Genomic DNA, 19,008 nt, shown 5'->3' on the forward strand with positions numbered 1-19,008 from the left:
CCTTGTTCAGAGGTCTTTAACCAAGAGGGGTGATAATTTTCCCATCCGGGCATTTTCTACCAGACCCGCGCGCGAAGACAAACAAAACTCGCGGTGCAGCTGGGGAATGTCAGAGCCCGGACCGCGAGCAGGCCGGGCCTGCCCGCGAATTCGAGCAAACGGAAACTTCCATGCGCAGCAAAGTCCTGAAGTCCTGCCTTGCCCTTGCCATCGCTCTGGCCGCATCCATGGGAACCGTCGAATTGGCCCATGCGCAGGCCGCCAAGGGGCCAAGCGGGCTGCCATTGCCGCGTTTCGTCACCCTGAAATCCAAGCGCGTCAACCTGCGCATCGGCCCGGGAACGGATTATGCCGTTTCGTGGATGTATCTGAAATCCGGATTGCCGGTGGAGATCATTCAGGAATACGACAACTGGCGCCGCATCCGCGATGCCGACGGCACCGAAGGCTGGGTCAACCAGTCGCTGCTGTCAGGCCAGCGCGCGGCGATCGCCGCCCCGTGGATGAAGACGAAGGCCAAGGGCGTCTTCGTCAATCTGCGCCGCGAGGCGCAGCCCTCCGCGTCGATCGTCGCCAGGCTGGAACCCGGCGTGATGCTGACGATCGGCGAATGCAACGGCGACTGGTGCCGCGCCGAAATCGACGGCGCCTCCGGCTGGGTGGCGCAGTCGGAAATCTGGGGCGCTTATCCCGGCGAAGCCTTCAAATAAGCCCAGCCTGCTTGGCGGCATCGGACAGCGAGGTCATTGGGCGCGGGCCGATCTGCTGGATAACGATGCCGGCTGCGAGGCAGCCGAGCTTGCCGCAATCCTCCAGAGAGCGTCCCTGCGTATAGCCATAGAGAAAGCCGGAGGCGAAGAGATCGCCGGCGCCCGTCGTATCGACGACTTCCCTGATCCTGATCGCATCGACGTAATAACGCTCGCGGCCCTTCAGGATGACGGCGCCATCCTCGCTCATGGTCACGGCGGCGATCTTGCAATCGGCAGCGATCCTGTTCAGCGCCTCTTCGAAATCGTCGGTTTCATAAAGCGACAGCGCTTCCTGGCGATTGGCGAAGACGATATCGATCTTGCCGGAGCGCATCAGATCGAGGAACTCACCACGATAGCGGCCGACGCAGAAGCTGTCGGACAGCGTCATCGACACTTCCCGGCCGTTTTCATGGGCGATGCGGGCGCAATCGAGGATCGCTTCCTTGGCGCGCGGCGGATCCCAGAGATAACCTTCGAAATAGGTGACCTTGGCGTCGGCCACGACATCGGCCTCGACGTCCTCCGGCCCGAGCTCGACGCAGGCGCCGAGATAGGTGTTCATCGAACGTTCGCCGTCCTCGGTGACGAAGATCATCGAGCGTGCCGTCGGCGGGAACGTGCCCTTGGGCTTCGTCTGGTAGTGGACGCCCTGGGCGCGGATGTCGTGGGTGAAGATGTCGCCCAGCTGATCGGCGGCGACATTGCCGAAATAGGCGGCCTTGCCGCCGAGGTTGGCAACGCCCGCAGCCGTATTGCCGGCGCTGCCGCCGGAGGCTTCGAGCGCCGGCCCCATGCGCGAATACAACAGTTCGGCCCGTTCCGCATCGATGAGGTTCATCGCCGCCTTGGTGATCTGGTTGTCAATGAGGAACTGGTCGTCGCAACGGGCAATGATATCCACGATCGCGTTGCCGACTGTCAGAACATCGAATCTTGTCATGAAATGGGGAGTCCCGGATTTGTGATAGCCGGGGTTCGGTCTTAGCGAAATTTCCACGGTTTGGAAGGATAAATGGTGGATGGCGCATCTATTTCTTCGCAAAACTGCCGCTTGTTCGTCATGCCCCTGTCATTTTCGAAATCTAGACATAGTCGCGAGAAGACCGGCATGAGCAGCTTTCAGTTGCAGTCGGACGCACGAGGGATGAAACCCTCGATCTTACCGGCGCGATGCTGACCACGGATGAAATGGCAGCTTCGCGATCGCTCCGGCAAGGCCGGAGCGGAAAAGCGGGCTGTGCCCGCTTTTTTTGTTTCTCGGATGCTGCAGGATCGGCGGCGATTGGTTTTTCAATCCAAGCCGTTTGCTGCTGCAGCATTGTCAAGTGCTGCATAATTTATCCTAAAATCGATTCCGATTTACGGAATTATGCGGTAGAGGTGCGACACTCCCCCCGCGCAAAGCAGCCTCCCCCATGTCAGCCATCATCCTCGACGTTCTTCCTATCTTCATCCTGATCCTCATCGGCTGGGTGATCGTCCGCAGCGGCTTGATGGCATCGAATGTCGGCGAAGCGCTCAGCGAATTCGTATTCAAGATCGCCGTGCCGCTCTTACTCTTCCGCACCATTGCCGAGGCGGATTTTCACGGTGCCTCGCCTTTCCGGCTGTGGATCGTCTATTTCTCCGGCGTTGCCATTACCTGGGCGACCGGCCATATCGCCGCCACGCGCCTCTTCGGCCGCGACGAGCGGATCGGCGTGCTGGCCGGCGTTTCCTCGGCTTTCGCCAATAATATCTTCATCGGCCTGCCGCTGGTCGAGCGCACCGTCGGCGACGAAGGGCTGGTGGCGCTGTCAATCCTGCTCGCCGTGCATCTGCCGGTGATGATGGTCGCCGGCACGGTGCTGATGGAGCATGCCGAGCGCAAGATCGCCGGCAAGAGCGATCGCAGCATGGTGCTGGTGCTTCGCCAGATCGCCGTTAATCTTGTGCGCAACCCGTTGGTGATCGGGCTTGCGGCCGGCATGGCGATGCATCTTTCCGGCCTCAGCATGCCGGTAACGCTCGCCACTGTCGTCAAGCAGATCGCCGGCATTGCCGGCCCGGCAGCGCTGATCTCGCTCGGCATGGCGCTGGAGAAATACGGCATTTCCGGCAATCTCGGCATAGCAAGCGTCACATCGAGCTTGAAGCTGCTGCTGCTGCCCGGCTGCGTGTGGGCGGCGAGCCATCTCCTCGGCCTCAGCCCGGAATGGACGGCGGCGATCGTGCTGACGTCCTCGGTGCCTACAGGCGTCAACGCTTGGCTGATCGCCAACCGATTCGGTGTCGGCCATAGTATTGCTGCCTCGACGATCACCGTGACGACAGCGCTCGGCGCCATCACGGTTTCGCTCTGGGCCTATTTCCTGGGCGCCTGAACACTCTCCGCACAACAAAAAGCCCGGCGTCGCGGGCCGGGCTCTCTGCGAGGTGCGCTTGTTGCGTCCGCGTTACTGCGTCGCGGTGTTCGGGTCCGGCAGCGGTACCGGCGAATCGGCCAGCGTGTGCAGGTAGAGAATGACATTGGCGCGGTCCTGATCCTTCGCCAGACCGGCAAAGCCCATGGCCGTGCCCGGAACGTCCTTCTTCGGCGCCAGCAGGAACTTGTTGAGGAATTCGAAGGTCCACTTCTCGCTGCTGCCCTTGGAGAAATCCTTCATCGCAGCGGAATAGGCGAAGCCCTCATGCGAGGCGATCGGGCGATCTACGACACCAAAGAGGTTGGGACCGACCTTGTTCGGTCCCCCTTTGGTGCCGTCATGACAGGCCTGACACTTCTTGAAGACCGTTTCACCGGCCTTGGCATCGGCAGAAGCGAGCAATTGCGCGATCGGAACGGCAGCAGCGGCAGGCGCAGCTTCGCCACCAGCGGCGGGCGCCTCTTCGGCAACGATCGCGAAACCTTCCTTTTCCGGTGCTTCGGAATGGAAGATCCCTTCGGACGCGATAGAGACCGACATCAGAACGAAAATCGTTCCGAGCAGTGCCCCCACGGCCGTATTGACGTATGAATTCATCTGCAATGCTCCCCTTGCAGCCGGCAGACCATAACCGGACCATCTTGAAATCGCGCGGAACCTATGTCTTTTGGCTGATCGTTGCAACTGTCTAAATGGTCTTGTGCGTGAGACTTTTTGACACTTTTCAGCCCGGAATAGAAGGCCCGACCAATGAGTGATTCAAATTTAGACGGTGTGCTCGTACTGATCCCGGCGCGGATGGCTTCCACCCGGCTTCCGGGCAAGCCGCTCGCCGATATTTGCGGGCTGCCGATGATCGTCCAAGTGGCGATGCGCGCCCAAGAGGCAGCCATCGGCCGCGTCGTCGTCGCTGTCGACGACATCAGGGTGTTCGATGCGGTTTCTGCCGCCGGCTTCGAAGTCGTCATGACCAGCAGCGATCATCAATCGGGTTCCGATAGGATCTTTGAGGCGCTGCAGAAGGTCGATCCTGCCGGCAGGGCAAAATTCATCGTCAACGTCCAGGGCGATCTGCCGACGATCGATCCGGAAACCGTGCGCGCGGCTTTGCGCCCTCTGGAGAACGAGGCGGTCGATATCGGCACGCTAACGACCGAAATCGATAATGAAGAGGACAAAACCGCGCCGCACATCGTCAAGGTCGTCGGCTCGCCCGTTTCCGACACCCGACTGCGCGGGCTCTATTTCACGCGCGCGACCGCACCTTACGGCAAGGGTCCGCTCTACCATCATATCGGCCTTTACGCCTATCGGCGCGCGGCGCTGGAACGGTTCGTCTCGCTCGGGCCTTCGACACTCGAAAGGCGCGAAGCGCTGGAGCAGCTGCGGGCGCTGGAGGCCGGCATGCGCATCGACGCCGAGATCGTTGACACGGTTCCGCTCGGTGTCGATACTCCCGCCGACCTCGAAAAAGCGCGGCGCATCCTCTCCGCCAGAACAGGATGATTTTAGGCTCGGTTGGCCTAAAATCTGAATCCTGTTCTCAATTAAAGAGTTAGAGCATGATGTCATCCGAAAACCGCTCACACTTTTCGGCATCATGCTCTAAGTCGAACTGACGGAACCATCATGAACATCAAGACCAACAGGATCGCCTTCCAGGGCGAATTCGGCGCCAATTCCGACATGGCCAGCCGCGACATGTTCCCCACCATGGAGCCGCTGCCCTGCCAGACCTTCGAGGATGCGTTCACGGCGGTCGACAATGGCGACGCCGACATCGGGATGATCCCGATCGAGAACACGATCGCCGGGCGGGTCGCCGATATCCACCATCTGCTGCCGGAATCGCGGCTGCACATCATCGGCGAATATTTCATGCCGATTCGCTTCCAGCTGATGGTGCTGCCGGGTGTGACCAAGGACGAGATCCGCACGGTGCACAGCCATATCCACGCGCTCGGCCAGTGCCGGAAGATCGTCCGCGCCAACGGCTGGAAGCCTATCATCGCCGGCGATACAGCCGGTGCAGCAAAGCTGGTGAAAGAAACCGGCGACCGCTCCATGGCCGCCTTGGCGCCACGCCTTGCCGCCGATCTCTATGGGCTCGAGATCATCGCCGAAAATGTCGAGGATACGGAAAACAACGTCACCCGCTTCGTCGTGCTGTCGCGCGACGAGGAATGGGCGCAACGGAATTCGGCTGATGAAAAGGTTGTCACCACCTTCGTCTTCAACGTCCGCAACATTCCGGCCGCGCTCTATAAAGCGCTCGGCGGGTTCGCCACCAACAACATCAACATGACGAAGCTGGAAAGCTATCAGCTCGGTGGAAGATTCGTGGCAACGCAGTTCTACGCCGATATCGAAGGCCACCCGAACGATCCGAACGTGCGCCGGGCATTGGAAGAATTGCGGTTCTTCTCCGAGAAGGTGCGCATCCTCGGCGTCTACAAGGGGCATGCGATGCGAGGCCTGCTGTAACTCCTCAGTTCCATGCATATGCCCGGAAGCGCTGAAGACTTCCGGGCATATGCATGAGACGCCTCCATATCAGCTATTATTTATCCGGCTCACAGACGCGAAGGCGATGGCCGTCCGGATCGAGCACGACGAAGGTCGGGCCGAAATCCAGTTCGGTCAGTTCCTGGGCGATCGGCAGACCGCGACCGCGCCAGTCCTCGTAATGATTGGCGACGGCGTTTTCCCCCTTGACCATGAAGGCCACTTCGCCGCGGTTGCCGATCGCGGAAGGCTGCGGCTCGACCTTGCTGCGCCGCCAGAGGCCGAGGGTGAAGCCGCCCTCGAGCGGAAAGGCGACAAAATTCGGTGCTTCCACGGCTGGTTCGCGGTTCAGGAGGTTGCGGTAGAAGCTGGCGCTTTCGCCGGGGTCCTTGACGTACAGGATAATCAGGTTCGGACTGGTCATTTCGGTTCTCCCGTTGATGTGAAATGATAAGGACGATGGACCCGACTGCTGCCAATGGATGGCAGCAGGAAGTGGAGGCGCGCGCCCCGTTCGTCGGGTGGAATATCAATGGTAATGAAGTGGCTTAGAGCGGAAAACGATCCTCGCGGCGCGGGCCGCGCCCATCCAGAAAGCCGAGGTCACGCTTCAAGGAATCCGATGTCGTTTCAAGATCGAGTTTCGAGCGGTTTCCCCCGGGATTGCGGAGAAGGCCGATGACCCGTCCCAGCAAGCCGGAGCGCGCCGATTGGCGGACGTCGGCAAAAGTTTCGGCCGAAATGACATCGGCAAAGGTCTCAGCTGCAAAACGCTCGTTGGCGAAATGGATGGCGGGAGGCATTGCCATGATCAGTACTCCTTCCTGGTGGATTGGTACTGATAATAACGCCCGCTGCTGACAGTTTATGGCAGCAGCGTTTCAGTTCTCAAGCGGCACATCCTGCTCGCGCCATTCTTTCAGAAGAACCGTGCGGCGGCGCGGATAACGCACCTCATGCAGCGTCATGTCGATGATGCGGTCGGTGCGGAAATGGCGGAAGTCCTGGCGCAGTTCGCACCAGGCCATGAGGACCCGCACATGCTCGAAATAGCCGAGTGCGAAAGGCCAGACCCGGCGACGCGAGATCCGGCCCTGTTCGTCGCCGTAATGCAGTTCGAGGATACGCTCAAGGCGGATCGCCCGGCGGATGGCCGAAACGTCAGCCTTGTCCTCGTCCCGGCGCTTAGGGCCGACGAAGAGGGCGGCCGAATCGATCATGTCCCGCATGTCCGCCGGCAGCACCGCGGCAATCTTGGCTAGCGCATCGGCGCCGGCGCCGGCCAGGCGCGGCTCGGCGGCGCGGGCGACCCAGCGCGAACCGAGGACCAGCGCCTCCAGCTCCTCTTCGGAAAACATCATCGGCGGCAGCATGAAGCCGGGCTTCAGCACGTAGCCGATGCCGGCTTCGCCTTCGATCATCGCCCCCTGGGCCTGGAGGCTGGCAATATCGCGATAGAGCGTACGCAGGCTGACGCCGGTCTCCTCGGCAAGCACCGTGCCGGTCACCGGCCGCCGGTAACGCCGAAGCGTCTGAAGCAGCGTCAGCAGCCGTTCCGAGCGCGCGACCGGCATGGTGTTACCGCTTCCACTCCACCCAGTCGCGCATCAGGCGGTGGGCGATCGCCCCTTTCGGCGGCGAGGCCTTGCCAGTCGCGCTCGGGCGTTCCAGCATCTCGATCGTTTCCTCGCGGGTGAACCAGCGGCAATCCTCGAGTTCCGTCTCGTCGCGGGTGATTTCGGTGGATTTGGCCTCGGCGTAGCAGCCGATCATCAGCGAGTGCGGCATCGGCCAGGGCTGCGAGGCGTGGTAGCGGATGCGGCCGGTGCGGATGCCCGACTCCTCCAGCGTTTCGCGCCGCACGGCGTTTTCGATGGTCTCGCCGGGTTCGAGGAAGCCGGCAAGGCAGGAATACATGCCAGGCGCAAAATGCGGGCTGCGGCCGAGCAAGCAGAGGTCGCGGCTCTCGTCGACCGTCAGCATGATGACGACCGGGTCGGTGCGCGGGAAGATCATGTGTTCGCAGGCAGCGCAGACACGCTTGTAGCCGCCGATGTGGATCTCCATCGCCGAGCCACAGCGGCCGCAGAAGCGGTTGTCGCCATTCCAGCGGATCAGGCTCGCGGCCTGGGCGAATTCGCCGAGTAGCACCTCGTCGATCAGCATTTCGCGAAACAAAGTGCGGCCGTCGGCAGGCTTGTAATGGCTGGCGAGGTCGTCGACGTCGATGCCGACGGGGACGGCAAGCCGCGGCTCGCCCGATTTGCGGTAGCCGAGAAGCACGGTCTCGTCCCAATCCGGCTGCAATTCCTGCAGCTCGTAGCGGGCAAAGAGCGGATCGAGCACCTGACCGTCATGCTTCAGCACCAGCCTGTCTCTGGCGAAGGCGAAGATATGCGTGCCGTCCCTTGCCAGCGCCTTTTCGACGGAGTGTTCGTCGCGATGCTCGGAATCGCGATTGAGGTCGTTGGCGGCAAAAGCCGTGAGATTGCTGGGTTCGGGATGCGGCACATCCGAATCGAAAAGCGAATGACTCATGATGAAAGGGCTTCCCGCAGCTTCGCTATGAATTCGTCTCTCTTTCCGTCCTCGTAGGGCTCCGCGCGCCCGAATCCCCAAACGGGACCCGGCCAATTGGCATCGCCTTCGAAGCGGGCAATGACATGAACATGAAGCTGGCGGACGATATTGCCAAGAGCCCCGATATTGATTTTTGTTGCGCCGGTGATCTCTTTCAGGGCTTTGGCGACAAGCTCCGTCTCGAAGGCAAGCAGCACCTGGTCGAGCGGCGTCAGCTCGAAGATTTCGGTGATTTCAGCCCGGCGCGGCACGAGAATGAGCCAGGGCCAGCGGGCATCCCTCGACAATCTGAGATCACAGAGGCCGGTGACCATGACGCTGGTGCTGTCGTTTTCCAGCCGGGGGTCGAGCACGAAACCGTTCAAAGGGCATTCCTCCCATGTTTTCCAACGACTAGCAGTTTTTTCGCATGTTGGCTTGCTTTTGATGACGATATTGCCGATATGTGCATCCGGGAGGTTGGTGGTGGACGAGCCACTCGCCAACCGGGTCAGGTCCGGAAGGAAGCAGCCCTAACGAGCCCGGCACGGGTCATCGTGCCAGCCTCCCACCTTCTCTCCACGAAGTGCCCAACGATCCGGGCGACAAGCAGGGCGATGAGCGACACCGAGCGACAATCAAAAGATGCCGCCTCGACGGGCACCGGATACCGGGTGCTGGCTCGCAAATACCGCCCCAAGGATTTCACGGACCTGATGGTCGGCCAGGAGCCGATGGTCCGCACCCTGACCAACGCCTTCGAAACCGGCCGCATTGCCCAGGCCTACATGCTGACCGGCGTGCGCGGCGTCGGCAAAACGACGACGGCGCGCATCCTGGCGCGGGCGCTGAATTACAAGACATCCGATGTCGACAAGCCGACGATCGACCTTCGCACGCCCGGCGAACACTGCCAGGCGATCATGGAAGGCCGGCATGTCGACGTGATCGAGATGGACGCCGCCTCCCATACCGGCATCGACGATATAAGAGAGATCATCGAGCAGGTGCGCTACCGGCCAGTTTCGGCGCGCTACAAGGTCTATATCATCGACGAAGTGCACATGCTGTCGACGCAGGCCTTCAACGGCTTGTTGAAGACGCTGGAAGAGCCGCCGGAGCATGTGAAGTTCATCTTCGCCACCACGGAAATCCGCAAGGTGCCGATCACCGTGCTGTCGCGCTGCCAGCGTTTCGACCTGCGCCGCATCAGCGCGTCGGATCTCGTCGGGTTGTTTTCGACAATCGCCGCCAAGGAAGGCATCGAGGCCGAACCGGACGCGCTGGCGATGATCGCACGTGCCGCCGAAGGCTCGGCGCGCGACGGGCTGTCGCTGCTCGACCAAGCGATCGCCCATGGCGCGGGTGCGGTGCAGGCGGAAGCCGTGCGCGGAATGCTCGGCCTTGCCGACCGCGCCCGGATCGTCGACCTCTTCCAGCATGTCGTCAAGGGCGACGTCGCCGCAGCCCTCGGTGAATTCCAGAGCCAGTACGAGGCCGGCGCCAATCCGGTGGTGGTGCTGACCGATCTTGCCGATTTCACCCATCTGGTGACGCGGCTAAAATATGTGCCGGATGCGGCAAACGACCCCTCGCTCAGCGAGGTCGAGCGTACCAAGGCCGCCGAATTCGCCAAGGGCGTCGCGGTCACGACGCTGTCGCGCATCTGGCAGATGCTGCTGAAAGGCATTCCCGAAACGGAAGGCTCGTCGCGGACGGCGGGTGCGGCCGAAATGGTGCTGATCCGGCTCGCGCATGCGGCGCATCTGCCGGCGCCCGAGGATGCAGCGCGGCGGCTTGCCGAATTTTCCGGCGACAATGCCGGCCCGCGGCCCTCCTCCCCGCCTTCCGGCAACGGCGGCGGCAGCGGCACGCGCGTTCCCTATCAAAGCAGCGTCGCACGCGCGCCGGACATCGCACCTGGCAAGCCGCAGGCGTCCGCGCCGGTGGCGATGCTGCGCGCCGTGCCGAGCAGCCAGCCGGAGACGATGCCTGTCGGGCGGATCGAGACGATACCGGCCGAGACACCGAAGCCGCTCGTTCCGGTCAATTCGGTCAGCGATATCGTCGATCTCGCCGCCGAAAAGCGGGACGTCAAGCTGAAGGCGCTGGTGCGTAACTTCGTGCGGCCCGTCCGCATCGAACCCGGCCGCCTCGATGTGAACTTGACCGAAGGCGCACCCGGCACACTGCTGAACGAGCTTGCCGTCAAGCTGAAGGAATGGACGGGCATCCACTGGATCGTCAGCACCAGCCGCGAAGAAGGCGGGCCGACGATGGTCGAGGCGGAAGCCAAGGCTCAGCAACAGCGCGTCAGCGATGCCCGCCAGGACCCCGATGTCGCGGCCATCCTGACGCAGTTTCCGGGCGCCAAGATCATCGACGTGCGCGTCAGGGCGCCGACCCCCGAGGAAGAAGCGGATGAGGCGACGCCGCCTGCCGCCGCCGAATCGGAAGACGGTGATATCCTGCCCGGCGACGACATAGAATTCTGATTTCAAGAAGGAGCGAGACGATGCGCGACATCATGGGCATGATGGGCAAAGTCAAGGAAATGCAGGCCAAGATGGAGCAGATGCAGGCGGAGATCGCCGAGCTCACGGCCGAAGGTAAGGCGGGCGGCGGCCTCGTTACCGTCATCATCTCCGGCAAGGGCGAGCTGAAGAGCCTGAAGATCGACCCGTCGCTGTTCAAGGAAGACGATGTCGAGATCCTCGAGGACCTGATCGTCGCCGCCCACAAGGACGCCAAGGACAAGGCCGAGGCGCTCGCCGCCGAAAAGACCAAGGCGCTGACCGCCGGCCTGCCGATCCCGCCCGGGTTCAAGCTGCCATTCTGATAGCAGGCAACTTAATTTATTGCATCGCTGCCCGGATGGACGATGCGATCATCGCCCTCGCGATCCGAGGGTGACAAATTGTTCCTAGCGCTGCGCTTCCAGCATTGCCCGCAGCTTGTAATGAATAGGAGCAGCGAGATATCGCGCCCGGTCCGTCTCCGAAAGCCGCCGGCCGAAGGTTTCCATCAGTTCCGGCATCGTCACCTTTTTTCCGGGAAAAGGCTGATATTCCACCGGCGTCCCGGCTTCGGCCACGCCACCCGCGACAACCCGGCAATAGATGCCGGGGCGGGCGGCTGCGGTATAGCGCTTGGCAAATTTCGGATCGTTCATCCTGGCGGCGAAGGTGGCGCAGGGGATGCGGCATGCGCTGACTTCGAGGACGAGATCGCCTGATATGAAGCGATCGCCGACGGAAACGTCGCGATTGTCGAGACCTGAGATCACCATGTTTTCGCCGAAAGTGCCAGCCTCGTATGGCCGGCCAAGCTCGCCGCTCCACCAGTCGAGCGTCAGCGATCCCTCGATATAAACAGCCTGATCGACGCCGCCATGGTGTTTGCGGTTGCAGATGGCATCACCGACCAGCCCCTCGGCATCGATCATCACCGCGCCGTTGACCGCGTGTTTGAAGATGCCGGTCTTGTAGCTCTTGCCGGCCAGCCTTTCCGGATTGCCGATGCACAGCGCCAGGATTTTCATGGGACGGCCGATCCTTCCGCGATTCCGTTTTCGTTGCATATCAGCTAAGAACGGCGCATGGCAAAACGAGTCACCGGCCCCGAAATCGAAAAACTCATCCAGCTTTTGGCGAAGGTGCCGGGCCTCGGGCCGCGCTCGGCGCGCCGGGCGGCACTACATCTGATCAAGAAGAAGGACCAGCTGCTGGGGCCCCTGTCGAATGCGATGGGCGAAGCTTACGACAAGGTGAAGATCTGCTCGCGCTGCGGCAATGTCGATACCGTCGATCCCTGCACCGTCTGCACCGACACGCAGCGCGATCAATCGATCATCATCGTCGTCGAGGACGTCTCCGACCTCTGGGCGCTGGAGCGGGCGGGCGCGATGAACGCCGCCTATCACGTGCTCGGCGGCACGCTTTCGCCGCTCGACGGGATCGGTCCCGACGATCTGAATATTCGCGGCCTGATCGACCGGATCGGCGAAGGCGGCATCCGGGAGCTGATCATCGCGGTCAACGCCACCGTTGAGGGACAGACGACGGCGCATTACATCACCGACCAGCTGCAGGGGCTTAACGTGAAGATCACCCGCCTGGCGCACGGGGTGCCGGTCGGCGGCGAGCTCGACTATCTCGACGAGGGCACTCTTGCCGCAGCACTTCGGGCACGGACGGTAATATGAGACGGTTTCATTTGCCGCGGATATTCGCCCTCGCGATAACAACCGCCCTCCTCCCCCTCTGCGCCCACGCAGCCCCTTCAAAAGCCGATGTCGAGGCGCAGTTCGAGACGTGGGTGCAGAAGGACCTCTGGCCGGAGGCGAAGGCGAACGGGATTTCCGAGAAGAGCTTCAAGGCCGCCTTCTCCGGTATCACCCTGAACTGGAACCTGCCCGATCTCGCGCCGCCCGGTTTCCCTCCGCCGAAGCAGCAGAAGCAGACGCAGGCGGAATTTTCCTCGCCCGGTCCCTATTTCAACGAGGACCATCTGAAGAGGCTTGCCGCAACCGGCCGCGGCTTTGCCGCGCAATATGGCTCGACGCTGAAGCGGATCGAGAAGACCTATGGCGTGCCGGGGCCGATCGTGCTGGCCATCTGGGGCCGGGAGACCGGCTTCGGCGCCGCGAAGATCCCGAATTCGGCGATCGAGGTGCTGGCGACCAAGGCCTTCATGTCGACGCGCAAGGAGATGTTCCGCACCGAGCTGGTGGCGGCGCTGCATATTCTCGACGGCGGTGACGTGACGCCGGCCGGTTTCAAGGGTTCGTGGGCCGGCGCGCTCGGGCAGCCGCAATTCATGCCGACGAGCTACCTGAAATATGCCGTCGATTTCGACGGCGACGGCCATCGCAATATCTGGACCTCAGTGCCGGATACGCTCGCCTCGATCGCCAATTTCCTGGTCAAGAAGGGCTGGCAGCGCGACCACGACTGGGGTTTCGAGGTGTCGATACCGGAGGCGGTCTCCTGTGCGCAGGAAGGGCCGGATCTCTCAAAACCGCTGTCGCACTGGGCCTCGCTCGGCATCGACCGCATCTCCGGCAAGGATTTCCCCTCAAGCGAGATGAAGGCCGAGGGCATGATGCTGGTTCCGGCGGGCCGCGATGGGCCTGAGTTCATCGTCACCCCGAATTTCTACATCATCAAGGAATATAACAATTCCGATCTCTACGCGCTCTATATCGGCAATCTCGCCGACCGGATCGGCTCTAATGCCGGTGCCTTTGAGGGTCGATGGGGCGATGTTGGCAAGATGCTGCGCTCCGATGTCGCCGCCATGCAGAAGGCGCTGGAGCGCCAGGGCTACGATGTCGGGGGCTCCGACGGTCTGCCTGGTTACAAGACCCGGCGTTCGATCGGCCAGTGGCAGGCGAAGAACGGCATGGCACCGACCTGCTTTCCCGAGGCGACGATGAAGAGCAAGCTGAAGTAGTTGTTCAGAGACTGCGCTTCAGCCCTTCGTGGCTCGCCACGAAACCGAGCCTCTCGTAGAAGCGGATCGAATCCGCTCGCGTCTTGTCCGACGTCAGCTGAACCAAGCTGCAGCCGCGCGCGGCGCATTGGCCGACCGCCCATTCGACGAACGCGGAGCCGAGGCCCGAGCCGCGAACATCCCTTGCGACACGCACGCTTTCGATCTGGCCGCGCCACATGCCCGTCCTCGACAGGCCGGGAATGAAGCTCAGCTGCAGGCAGCCGACGACCCGATCGGAAGGATCGATGGCGACGGCCAAGAGCTGATTGGCATCCGACTCGATCGCCGCGAAGGCCGAGAGGTAGCGCGCATCGACGGGATCAGAGGTGATTTCCCTGGCGCTGCCGAGATCGTCGTCGGCCAGAAGCCGGACGATGGCGACGAGATCGGACTGGCGGGCGAGCCTGAATTGATACATGGCTGTCCTCAATGATGCAGGTCGATCGGCGCCTTGTGGAAGACGTCGGTATCCGGTGGAATGGCCTGGCGTTCGATCATGCGGTGGACATGCAACGGACCTTCGCCGCGATGAAGCGCACGAAGCCTGTCGGTGTTTTCGGCATCGGCCTGCGTGCGCCGCTGGTTGTGTCTTATATATTCGACCCAGGTCGGCGTATGGTAGGTTTCCGTCCAGAGCCCGGGATTTTCGAGATCGCGCATCAGCGCCCAGTTGCGGGCGCCGTCGCGGATGCGGATACGGCGGCGCTCGCCCATCAGCTGCATGAATTCGGCAAGGTCGTCATCTCCGATCTCGTAATCGACCTGGATGACGATCGGGCCGCTGCGCGGGGTGATGTCGAGACTGAGAGCCGGCTCGGTGAAGCGATTCAACGGATCGAGATTGAGCGAGGCGAAGGCCGGCATGGAAAAACGCAGGCCGATGACGATGCCGAGCAGCATGACGACCGATGACATCAGCAGCGCATCGGCGACGCCATAGCGATCGGCGGCAACACCCCAGAGCCAGCTGCCGCCGGCGATGCCGCCGAAGGTGACGGTCTGGTAGAGCGACAGGGCGCGACCCACCACCCAGCGCGGCGTCGACAGCTGGACGATGGTGTTGAAGAGCGACAGGGCGGAGACCCAGCAGGCGCCGGAGACGAGCAGCCCGGCCGAGGTGAGCACCGCGCTTGGGCTGAAGGCGGCAATGACGGCGCTCAGCGCGAAGCCTGTAAAGGCCAGGCGGATGATCATCTCGCTCGACAGCATCTGGCGCAGCCGCGCGTTCAGCACCGCGCCGCCGATCGCGCCGATGCCGAAGGCGCCGAGCATGAAACCATAGGTCAGCGGGCCGCCGCCGACGAGATCGAGTGCGACAACCGGCAGCAGCGCCAGGATCGAGCTGGCGCCGATGCCGAAGAGCAGGCCCCGGAGGAGAACCTTTTCGAGATTGGGCGACATCGAGACATAACGCAGGCCGGCGAAGATGGCGCTGCCGAGCGCCTCGCGCGGCAGGGTCGAGACCGGCGTGCTCGGGCGCCAGCGCAGCAGGGCATAGATCAAAGCGAGGTAGCTCACGGTGTTCACCGCGAAGGCCGCCGCCGCGCCGGCTGCGGCGACGATGACGCCGCCGATGGCCGGGCCGACGCTGCGGGTAATGTTGAAACCCATGCTGTTCAGCGTGACGGCGCCCGGCAGATCGGCGCGCGGCACCATGTCGCCGACCGAGGCCTGCCAGGATGGGTTGTTGAGCGCGGTGCCGCAGCCGATCAGGAAGGTGAAGAACAGCAGCAGCCAGGGGGTGATCCAGCCGAGAAGGGCCGTGACCGTCAGCAGCGCCGAGACCGTCAGCATCAGGCACTGCGCCGTCAGCATCACCCGGCGGCGATCATAATTGTCGGCGAGCGCACCGGAAATCAGCGAAAACAGCATGATCGGCAGCGCCGTCGAGGTCTGCACCAGCGCGACCATGTCCTCCGAGGCGGTGATCGTCGTCATCATCCAGGCGGCACCGACCGCCTGGATCAGTCCGCCGAAATTCGAGGACAGGCTGGCGAACCAGATGGTGCGGTAGGTATCGTGCCGCAAAGGCGCCAATGTCGACGAAGTGTAGGCCACGATTTCTCCGCTTTTGTTGTTGCGCCCCACGGCAATATATTCGCAAGACCGGCGCTGGCCATAGGTCTCGTCACCCCACCGTAAGCGAATTGGCCGAATCGGTCGCAGACCTTGCAATTTCGGAAAAACCCGACTATATGGCTCTCAAATTCTTGATCGCTTGATGAAGAGTGGGCCGCAAGGACCCGCTCTTTTTTATTAGCGCGATCCCTAAACAGCATGAAATTGCGAGGAGCGCATCGCTTGTCGGACATGACAAACGCAGACAACGAACTTGAGCCGCGGCTGATTACCGAAACCGGGCTTGACCAGCGTCTTGCCGATATCATCGAACCCGTCCTCGTCGGCCTGGGCTTTCGGCTGATCCGCGTCCGTATGATGAACCAGAACGGCGCGACGATGCAGGTCATGGCCGAGCGCAACGACGGGACGATGACGGTCCAGGACTGCGAAGAAATCTCGATGGCGATTTCTCCCGTCCTCGATGTGGAAGATCCGATCGATAAAGAGTATCATCTCGAAGTGTCTTCGCCCGGCATCGACCGTCCGATGGTTCGGAAATCCGATTTCGTCCGCTGGCAGGGCCACCTTGTGAAATGCGAGACGTCGATCCTGATCGACAATCGCAAGCGCTTCCGCGGCAAGATCGTCGAAGCAGGCGTAGATGGTTTCACGCTCGAGCGTGACCAGGTCGCTTACGGGGAAGAGCAAAAGGTCACCATTCCCTTCACGGCGCTTAGCGATGCGAAGCTCATTCTGACCGACGACCTGATCCGCGATGCGTTGCGCGCCGACAAGCTGGCGAAAGCCCAGGCCGCCAACCAGAACGAAGCGGACGACCAGGAATAACCGATCAACAGACCGCTCCAGGGACGGGAACCCCGGGGTTAAGACGGAGAAACAAGACAATGGCAGTCAGTGCGAACCGGCTCGAACTTCTGCAGATCGCAGATGCAGTGGCGCGCGAAAAGGTCATCGACCGCGAGATCGTGCTGGCCGCAATGGCCGACGCCATCCAGAAGGCGGCACGCTCCCGTTACGGCACCGAGTCCAACATCAGGGCCGACATCAATCCGAAGACCGGCGAAATCCGTTTGCAGCGCCTGCTCGAAGTCGTCGACAAGGCCGAGGATTATTCGACGCAGATCCCGCTGGAGCTTGCCCGCGACCGCAACCCGGATGCCGCACTCGGCGATTTCATCGCCGATCCGCTGCCGCCGATGGATTTCGGCCGCATCGCCGCACAATCCGCCAAGCAGGTGATCGTGCAGAAGGTGCGTGAAGCCGAGCGCGACCGCCAGTTCGACGAATTCAAGGATCGCGTCGGCGAAATCGTCAACGGCACGGTCAAGCGCGTCGAATACGGCAACGTCATCGTCGATCTCGGCCGCGGCGAAGGCATCATCCGCCGCGACGAAATGATCCCGCGCGAAAACGTCCGTTATGGCGATCGCGTCCGCGCCTATGTCTACGATGTCCGTCGCGAACAGCGCGGCCCGCAGATCTTCCTGTCGCGCACGCATCCGCAGTTCATGGTGAAGCTGTTCACCATGGAAGTGCCTGAGATCTACGACGGCATCATCCAGGTGAAGTCGGTTGCCCGCGATCCGGGCTCGCGCGCCAAGATCGCCGTGATCTCGAACGACAGTTCGATCGATCCGGTCGGCGCCTGCGTCGGTATGCGCGGTTCGCGCGTTCAGGCCGTCGTCGGCGAGCTTCAGGGCGAGAAGATCGACATCATTCCGTGGAGCCAGGACCCAGCGACCTTCGTCGTCAACGCCCTGCAGCCGGCCGAAGTCGCCAAGGTTGTTCTCGACGAGGATGCCGAGCGCATCGAAGTCGTCGTTCCCGACGAGCAGCTGTCGCTTGCGATCGGCCGCCGCGGCCAGAACGTCCGCCTCGCTTCGCAGCTGACCGGCTGGGACATCGACATCATGACGGAGGCCGAGGAATCGGAACGCCGCCAGAAGGAATTCAACGAGCGCACCAACCTGTTCATGGATTCGCTCGACGTCGACGAAATGGTCGGCCAGGTTCTGGCCTCCGAGGGCTTTGCCGCGGTCGAAGAACTGGCTTATGTCGATCTGGACGAAATCTCCTCGATCGACGGTTTCGACGAAGAGACTGCGCAGGAAATCCAGCAGCGCGCCCGGGAGTTCCTCGAGCGCCTCGAAGCCGAGATGGACGAGAAGCGCAAGGCGCTCGGCGTTCAGGACGAGCTGCGCGAAATCGACGGCATGACCGCCCAGATGATGGTGGCGCTCGGCGAAGACGGCATCAAGACGATCGAGGATTTTGCCGGCTGTGCCGCCGACGATCTCGTCGGCTGGACGGAACGCAAGAACGGCGAAACGAAGAAATTCGAAGGCCTGTTCTCGAAGTTCGACGTCTCGCGCGTCGAAGCCGAGCAGATGATCGTCCAGGCCCGCCTGTCGGCTGGCTGGATTACCGAAGAAGACCTGGCGAAGGGGACCGAAGAAGAGGTCGCCGAAGCCGAACAAGAAGCATGATGACCGCGCATGAGCCGGACGCTCTCCCTGACGAGGACGACGATCTTGCAGGTTATGACGTGAACGGACGCATGTGCATCGTGACGCGCGAAAGCGGATCGCCGGAAGAGCTGATCCGCTTCGTTGCCGCTCCCGATGGAACCGTTGTCGCCGATCTGAAGCGCGAGCTTCCGGGACGCGGATGCTGGGTGAAGATCGACCGGTCGCTGGTCGACAGGGCAGTGGCGAAGAAACTCTTCGCCCGCGCGCTGAAAATGGACGTGAAGGCGGCAGACGATCTCGGCGCAGGCGTCGACCGGCTGCTTGCGGCGCAATTGATGCAGATGATGAACATGGCGCGGAAAGCCGGCCAGTTCGTCAGCGGGTCCTCGAAAGTGGATGCCGCGGTCAGGAGCGGGGCTGCCCTTGCGGTGTTCCATGCGACTGATGCAGCGGATGACGGCGTCCGGAAAATCGACCAGGCCCGCAAGGCCTGGCACCTCGGAATGGAGACCGAGGAGGAGATACCTTCCTTCCGTCTCTTCTCGGAGAGCGAAATGGAAGGCCTGATGGGCCAGAATGCTTTTATCCATGCCGCAGTGCTTGCAGGGCAGGCGGGTGAGGGTGTAGTGAAGCGCGCAAAGATGCTCGAACAGTACCGTATTGGCGGTCAGTCCCGGGCAGCGGGCGGCGCTGGCCGGCAAAAACAATGAGGCGGTCACCGGCATGGGCCGGTCGCAT

General features: G+C 62.2%; 21 protein-coding genes and 1 other RNA gene. 12 read left to right on the forward strand and 10 right to left on the reverse strand.

The window, feature by feature from the left end; translation table 11 throughout:
* Nucleotides 1-170: 170 nt before the first annotated feature.
* Nucleotides 171-710 (forward strand): SH3 domain-containing protein, encoded by a 540-nt coding sequence (locus K6N12_RS13445; protein WP_097628391.1) that lies wholly within the window; start codon nt 171-173, stop codon nt 708-710.
* On the opposite strand, the gene K6N12_RS13450 is transcribed toward K6N12_RS13445, so the two are convergent.
* The gene (locus tag K6N12_RS13450; protein ID WP_097628392.1) at nt 703-1,695 is read right to left on the reverse strand and encodes an adenosine kinase; all 993 of its coding nucleotides are present in this window, start codon (nt 1,693-1,695) and stop codon (nt 703-705) included. The two genes, K6N12_RS13445 and K6N12_RS13450, sit on opposite strands and share 8 nt — an antisense overlap.
* 475 nt (nt 1,696-2,170) lie before the next feature.
* Between K6N12_RS13450 and K6N12_RS13455 the strand changes: the two genes are divergently transcribed.
* Nucleotides 2,171-3,118 (forward strand): AEC family transporter, encoded by a 948-nt coding sequence (locus K6N12_RS13455; RefSeq protein ID WP_097628393.1) that lies wholly within the window; start codon nt 2,171-2,173, stop codon nt 3,116-3,118.
* Between the two features lie 72 nt (nt 3,119-3,190).
* Here K6N12_RS13455 and K6N12_RS13460 read toward each other — a convergent pair whose 3' ends face one another.
* Nucleotides 3,191-3,757, reverse strand: a complete 567-nt coding sequence (locus tag K6N12_RS13460) for a c-type cytochrome (RefSeq protein ID WP_064835704.1) — start codon at nt 3,755-3,757, stop codon at nt 3,191-3,193.
* 153 nt (nt 3,758-3,910) lie between these two features.
* Here K6N12_RS13460 and K6N12_RS13465 point away from each other — a divergent pair, with 153 nt between their 5' ends.
* Together K6N12_RS13465 and K6N12_RS13470 are read left to right on the forward strand one after the other, a co-directional pair.
* Nucleotides 3,911-4,666 carry a 3-deoxy-manno-octulosonate cytidylyltransferase gene (locus K6N12_RS13465; RefSeq protein WP_097628394.1) on the forward strand — a complete coding sequence of 252 codons (756 nt, stop codon included), beginning with the start codon at nt 3,911-3,913 and terminating at the stop codon, nt 4,664-4,666.
* 123 nt (nt 4,667-4,789) lie between these two features.
* Entirely contained in the window at nt 4,790-5,644 is an 855-nt protein-coding gene (locus tag K6N12_RS13470) for a prephenate dehydratase (protein ID WP_003589326.1), read from the forward strand.
* 76 nt (nt 5,645-5,720) lie between these two features.
* On the opposite strand, the gene K6N12_RS13475 is transcribed toward K6N12_RS13470, so the two are convergent.
* The 5 genes from K6N12_RS13475 to K6N12_RS13495 form a co-directional block, all read right to left on the reverse strand.
* Nucleotides 5,721-6,089 (reverse strand): VOC family protein, encoded by a 369-nt coding sequence (locus tag K6N12_RS13475; RefSeq protein ID WP_003589327.1) that lies wholly within the window; start codon nt 6,087-6,089, stop codon nt 5,721-5,723.
* A gap of 124 nt (nt 6,090-6,213) precedes the next feature.
* Nucleotides 6,214-6,474, reverse strand: coding sequence for a hypothetical protein (locus tag K6N12_RS13480; protein ID WP_097628395.1), 261 nt, complete (start codon nt 6,472-6,474; stop codon nt 6,214-6,216).
* Nucleotides 6,475-6,546: 72 nt separating this feature from the next.
* Nucleotides 6,547-7,239, reverse strand: a complete 693-nt coding sequence (locus K6N12_RS13485; RefSeq protein ID WP_097628396.1) for a helix-turn-helix transcriptional regulator — start codon at nt 7,237-7,239, stop codon at nt 6,547-6,549.
* 4 nt (nt 7,240-7,243) lie between these two features.
* Nucleotides 7,244-8,203 carry an NAD(+) diphosphatase gene (gene nudC / locus K6N12_RS13490; protein ID WP_097628397.1) on the reverse strand — a complete coding sequence of 320 codons (960 nt, stop codon included), beginning with the start codon at nt 8,201-8,203 and terminating at the stop codon, nt 7,244-7,246.
* Nucleotides 8,200-8,610: an HIT domain-containing protein gene (locus K6N12_RS13495; protein WP_097628398.1), complete on the reverse strand. Its 411-nt coding sequence runs from the start codon at nt 8,608-8,610 to the stop codon at nt 8,200-8,202. The genes nudC and K6N12_RS13495 overlap by 4 nt, the downstream gene beginning before the upstream one ends.
* Before the next feature lie 89 nt (nt 8,611-8,699).
* Between K6N12_RS13495 and ffs the strand changes: the two genes are divergently transcribed.
* The 3 genes from ffs to K6N12_RS13510 all read left to right on the forward strand — a co-directional run bounded on the left by ffs (nt 8,700) and on the right by K6N12_RS13510 (nt 11,063).
* Nucleotides 8,700-8,796, forward strand: an RNA gene (ffs, locus tag K6N12_RS13500) — signal recognition particle sRNA small type.
* Nucleotides 8,797-8,841: 45 nt separating this feature from the next.
* The gene (locus tag K6N12_RS13505; protein WP_097628399.1) at nt 8,842-10,719 is read left to right on the forward strand and encodes a DNA polymerase III subunit gamma/tau; all 1,878 of its coding nucleotides are present in this window, start codon (nt 8,842-8,844) and stop codon (nt 10,717-10,719) included.
* Nucleotides 10,720-10,739: 20 nt separating this feature from the next.
* Nucleotides 10,740-11,063 carry a YbaB/EbfC family nucleoid-associated protein gene (locus K6N12_RS13510; RefSeq protein ID WP_003571208.1) on the forward strand — a complete coding sequence of 108 codons (324 nt, stop codon included), beginning with the start codon at nt 10,740-10,742 and terminating at the stop codon, nt 11,061-11,063.
* An 84-nt stretch (nt 11,064-11,147) separates the two neighbouring features.
* Here K6N12_RS13510 and K6N12_RS13515 read toward each other — a convergent pair whose 3' ends face one another.
* Nucleotides 11,148-11,765 (reverse strand): MOSC domain-containing protein, encoded by a 618-nt coding sequence (locus tag K6N12_RS13515; protein WP_179867162.1) that lies wholly within the window; start codon nt 11,763-11,765, stop codon nt 11,148-11,150.
* A 57-nt stretch (nt 11,766-11,822) separates the two neighbouring features.
* Here K6N12_RS13515 and recR point away from each other — a divergent pair, with 57 nt between their 5' ends.
* Both recR and K6N12_RS13525 read left to right on the forward strand, forming a co-directional pair.
* Entirely contained in the window at nt 11,823-12,428 is a 606-nt protein-coding gene (gene recR / locus K6N12_RS13520; RefSeq protein WP_012559493.1) for a recombination mediator RecR, read from the forward strand.
* Nucleotides 12,425-13,678 (forward strand): lytic murein transglycosylase, encoded by a 1,254-nt coding sequence (locus K6N12_RS13525; protein WP_097628401.1) that lies wholly within the window; start codon nt 12,425-12,427, stop codon nt 13,676-13,678. Before recR ends, K6N12_RS13525 begins: the two co-directional genes overlap by 4 nt.
* Before the next feature lie 4 nt (nt 13,679-13,682).
* On the opposite strand, the gene K6N12_RS13530 is transcribed toward K6N12_RS13525, so the two are convergent.
* The gene (locus tag K6N12_RS13530; RefSeq protein ID WP_097628402.1) at nt 13,683-14,138 is read right to left on the reverse strand and encodes a GNAT family N-acetyltransferase; all 456 of its coding nucleotides are present in this window, start codon (nt 14,136-14,138) and stop codon (nt 13,683-13,685) included.
* A gap of 8 nt (nt 14,139-14,146) precedes the next feature.
* Entirely contained in the window at nt 14,147-15,778 is a 1,632-nt protein-coding gene (locus K6N12_RS13535; protein WP_097628403.1) for an MFS transporter, read from the reverse strand.
* Nucleotides 15,779-16,021: 243 nt separating this feature from the next.
* Between K6N12_RS13535 and rimP the strand changes: the two genes are divergently transcribed.
* From rimP to K6N12_RS13550, 3 genes are read left to right on the forward strand one after another with little or no spacing between them, the layout of a single operon-like run.
* Complete coding sequence (rimP, locus tag K6N12_RS13540) at nt 16,022-16,627, forward strand: ribosome maturation factor RimP (protein WP_097628404.1); 606 nt, start codon at nt 16,022-16,024, stop codon at nt 16,625-16,627.
* 59 nt (nt 16,628-16,686) lie between these two features.
* A complete protein-coding gene (gene nusA / locus K6N12_RS13545) occupies nt 16,687-18,288 on the forward strand; it encodes a transcription termination factor NusA (protein WP_097628405.1) in 1,602 nt (533 codons plus the stop codon).
* Nucleotides 18,285-18,980 carry an RNA-binding protein gene (locus tag K6N12_RS13550; RefSeq protein WP_179867163.1) on the forward strand — a complete coding sequence of 232 codons (696 nt, stop codon included), beginning with the start codon at nt 18,285-18,287 and terminating at the stop codon, nt 18,978-18,980. The genes nusA and K6N12_RS13550 overlap by 4 nt, the downstream gene beginning before the upstream one ends.
* Nucleotides 18,981-19,008 lie beyond the last annotated feature (28 nt).

Source organism: Rhizobium redzepovicii, assembly GCF_019793435.1.
Taxonomy (GTDB): domain Bacteria; phylum Pseudomonadota; class Alphaproteobacteria; order Rhizobiales; family Rhizobiaceae; genus Rhizobium; species Rhizobium redzepovicii.

Coding starts and splice junctions, on each gene's coding strand:
- K6N12_RS13530 (WP_097628402.1), bottom strand. CDS start 14,138: ATGTATCAATTCAGGCTCGCCCGCCAGTCCGATCTCGTCGCCATCGTC.
- K6N12_RS13550 (WP_179867163.1), top strand. CDS start 18,285: ATGATGACCGCGCATGAGCCGGACGCTCTCCCTGACGAGGACGACGAT.
- K6N12_RS13525 (WP_097628401.1), top strand. CDS start 12,425: ATGAGACGGTTTCATTTGCCGCGGATATTCGCCCTCGCGATAACAACC.
- K6N12_RS13470 (WP_003589326.1), top strand. CDS start 4,790: ATGAACATCAAGACCAACAGGATCGCCTTCCAGGGCGAATTCGGCGCC.
- K6N12_RS13480 (WP_097628395.1), bottom strand. CDS start 6,474: ATGGCAATGCCTCCCGCCATCCATTTCGCCAACGAGCGTTTTGCAGCT.
- recR (WP_012559493.1), top strand. CDS start 11,823: ATGGCAAAACGAGTCACCGGCCCCGAAATCGAAAAACTCATCCAGCTT.
- nusA (WP_097628405.1), top strand. CDS start 16,687: ATGGCAGTCAGTGCGAACCGGCTCGAACTTCTGCAGATCGCAGATGCA.
- nudC (WP_097628397.1), bottom strand. CDS start 8,203: ATGAGTCATTCGCTTTTCGATTCGGATGTGCCGCATCCCGAACCCAGC.
- K6N12_RS13515 (WP_179867162.1), bottom strand. CDS start 11,765: ATGAAAATCCTGGCGCTGTGCATCGGCAATCCGGAAAGGCTGGCCGGC.
- K6N12_RS13450 (WP_097628392.1), bottom strand. CDS start 1,695: ATGACAAGATTCGATGTTCTGACAGTCGGCAACGCGATCGTGGATATC.
- K6N12_RS13460 (WP_064835704.1), bottom strand. CDS start 3,757: ATGAATTCATACGTCAATACGGCCGTGGGGGCACTGCTCGGAACGATT.
- K6N12_RS13445 (WP_097628391.1), top strand. CDS start 171: ATGCGCAGCAAAGTCCTGAAGTCCTGCCTTGCCCTTGCCATCGCTCTG.
- K6N12_RS13505 (WP_097628399.1), top strand. CDS start 8,842: ATGAGCGACACCGAGCGACAATCAAAAGATGCCGCCTCGACGGGCACC.
- K6N12_RS13465 (WP_097628394.1), top strand. CDS start 3,911: ATGAGTGATTCAAATTTAGACGGTGTGCTCGTACTGATCCCGGCGCGG.
- K6N12_RS13455 (WP_097628393.1), top strand. CDS start 2,171: ATGTCAGCCATCATCCTCGACGTTCTTCCTATCTTCATCCTGATCCTC.
- K6N12_RS13485 (WP_097628396.1), bottom strand. CDS start 7,239: ATGCCGGTCGCGCGCTCGGAACGGCTGCTGACGCTGCTTCAGACGCTT.
- K6N12_RS13510 (WP_003571208.1), top strand. CDS start 10,740: ATGCGCGACATCATGGGCATGATGGGCAAAGTCAAGGAAATGCAGGCC.
- K6N12_RS13475 (WP_003589327.1), bottom strand. CDS start 6,089: ATGACCAGTCCGAACCTGATTATCCTGTACGTCAAGGACCCCGGCGAA.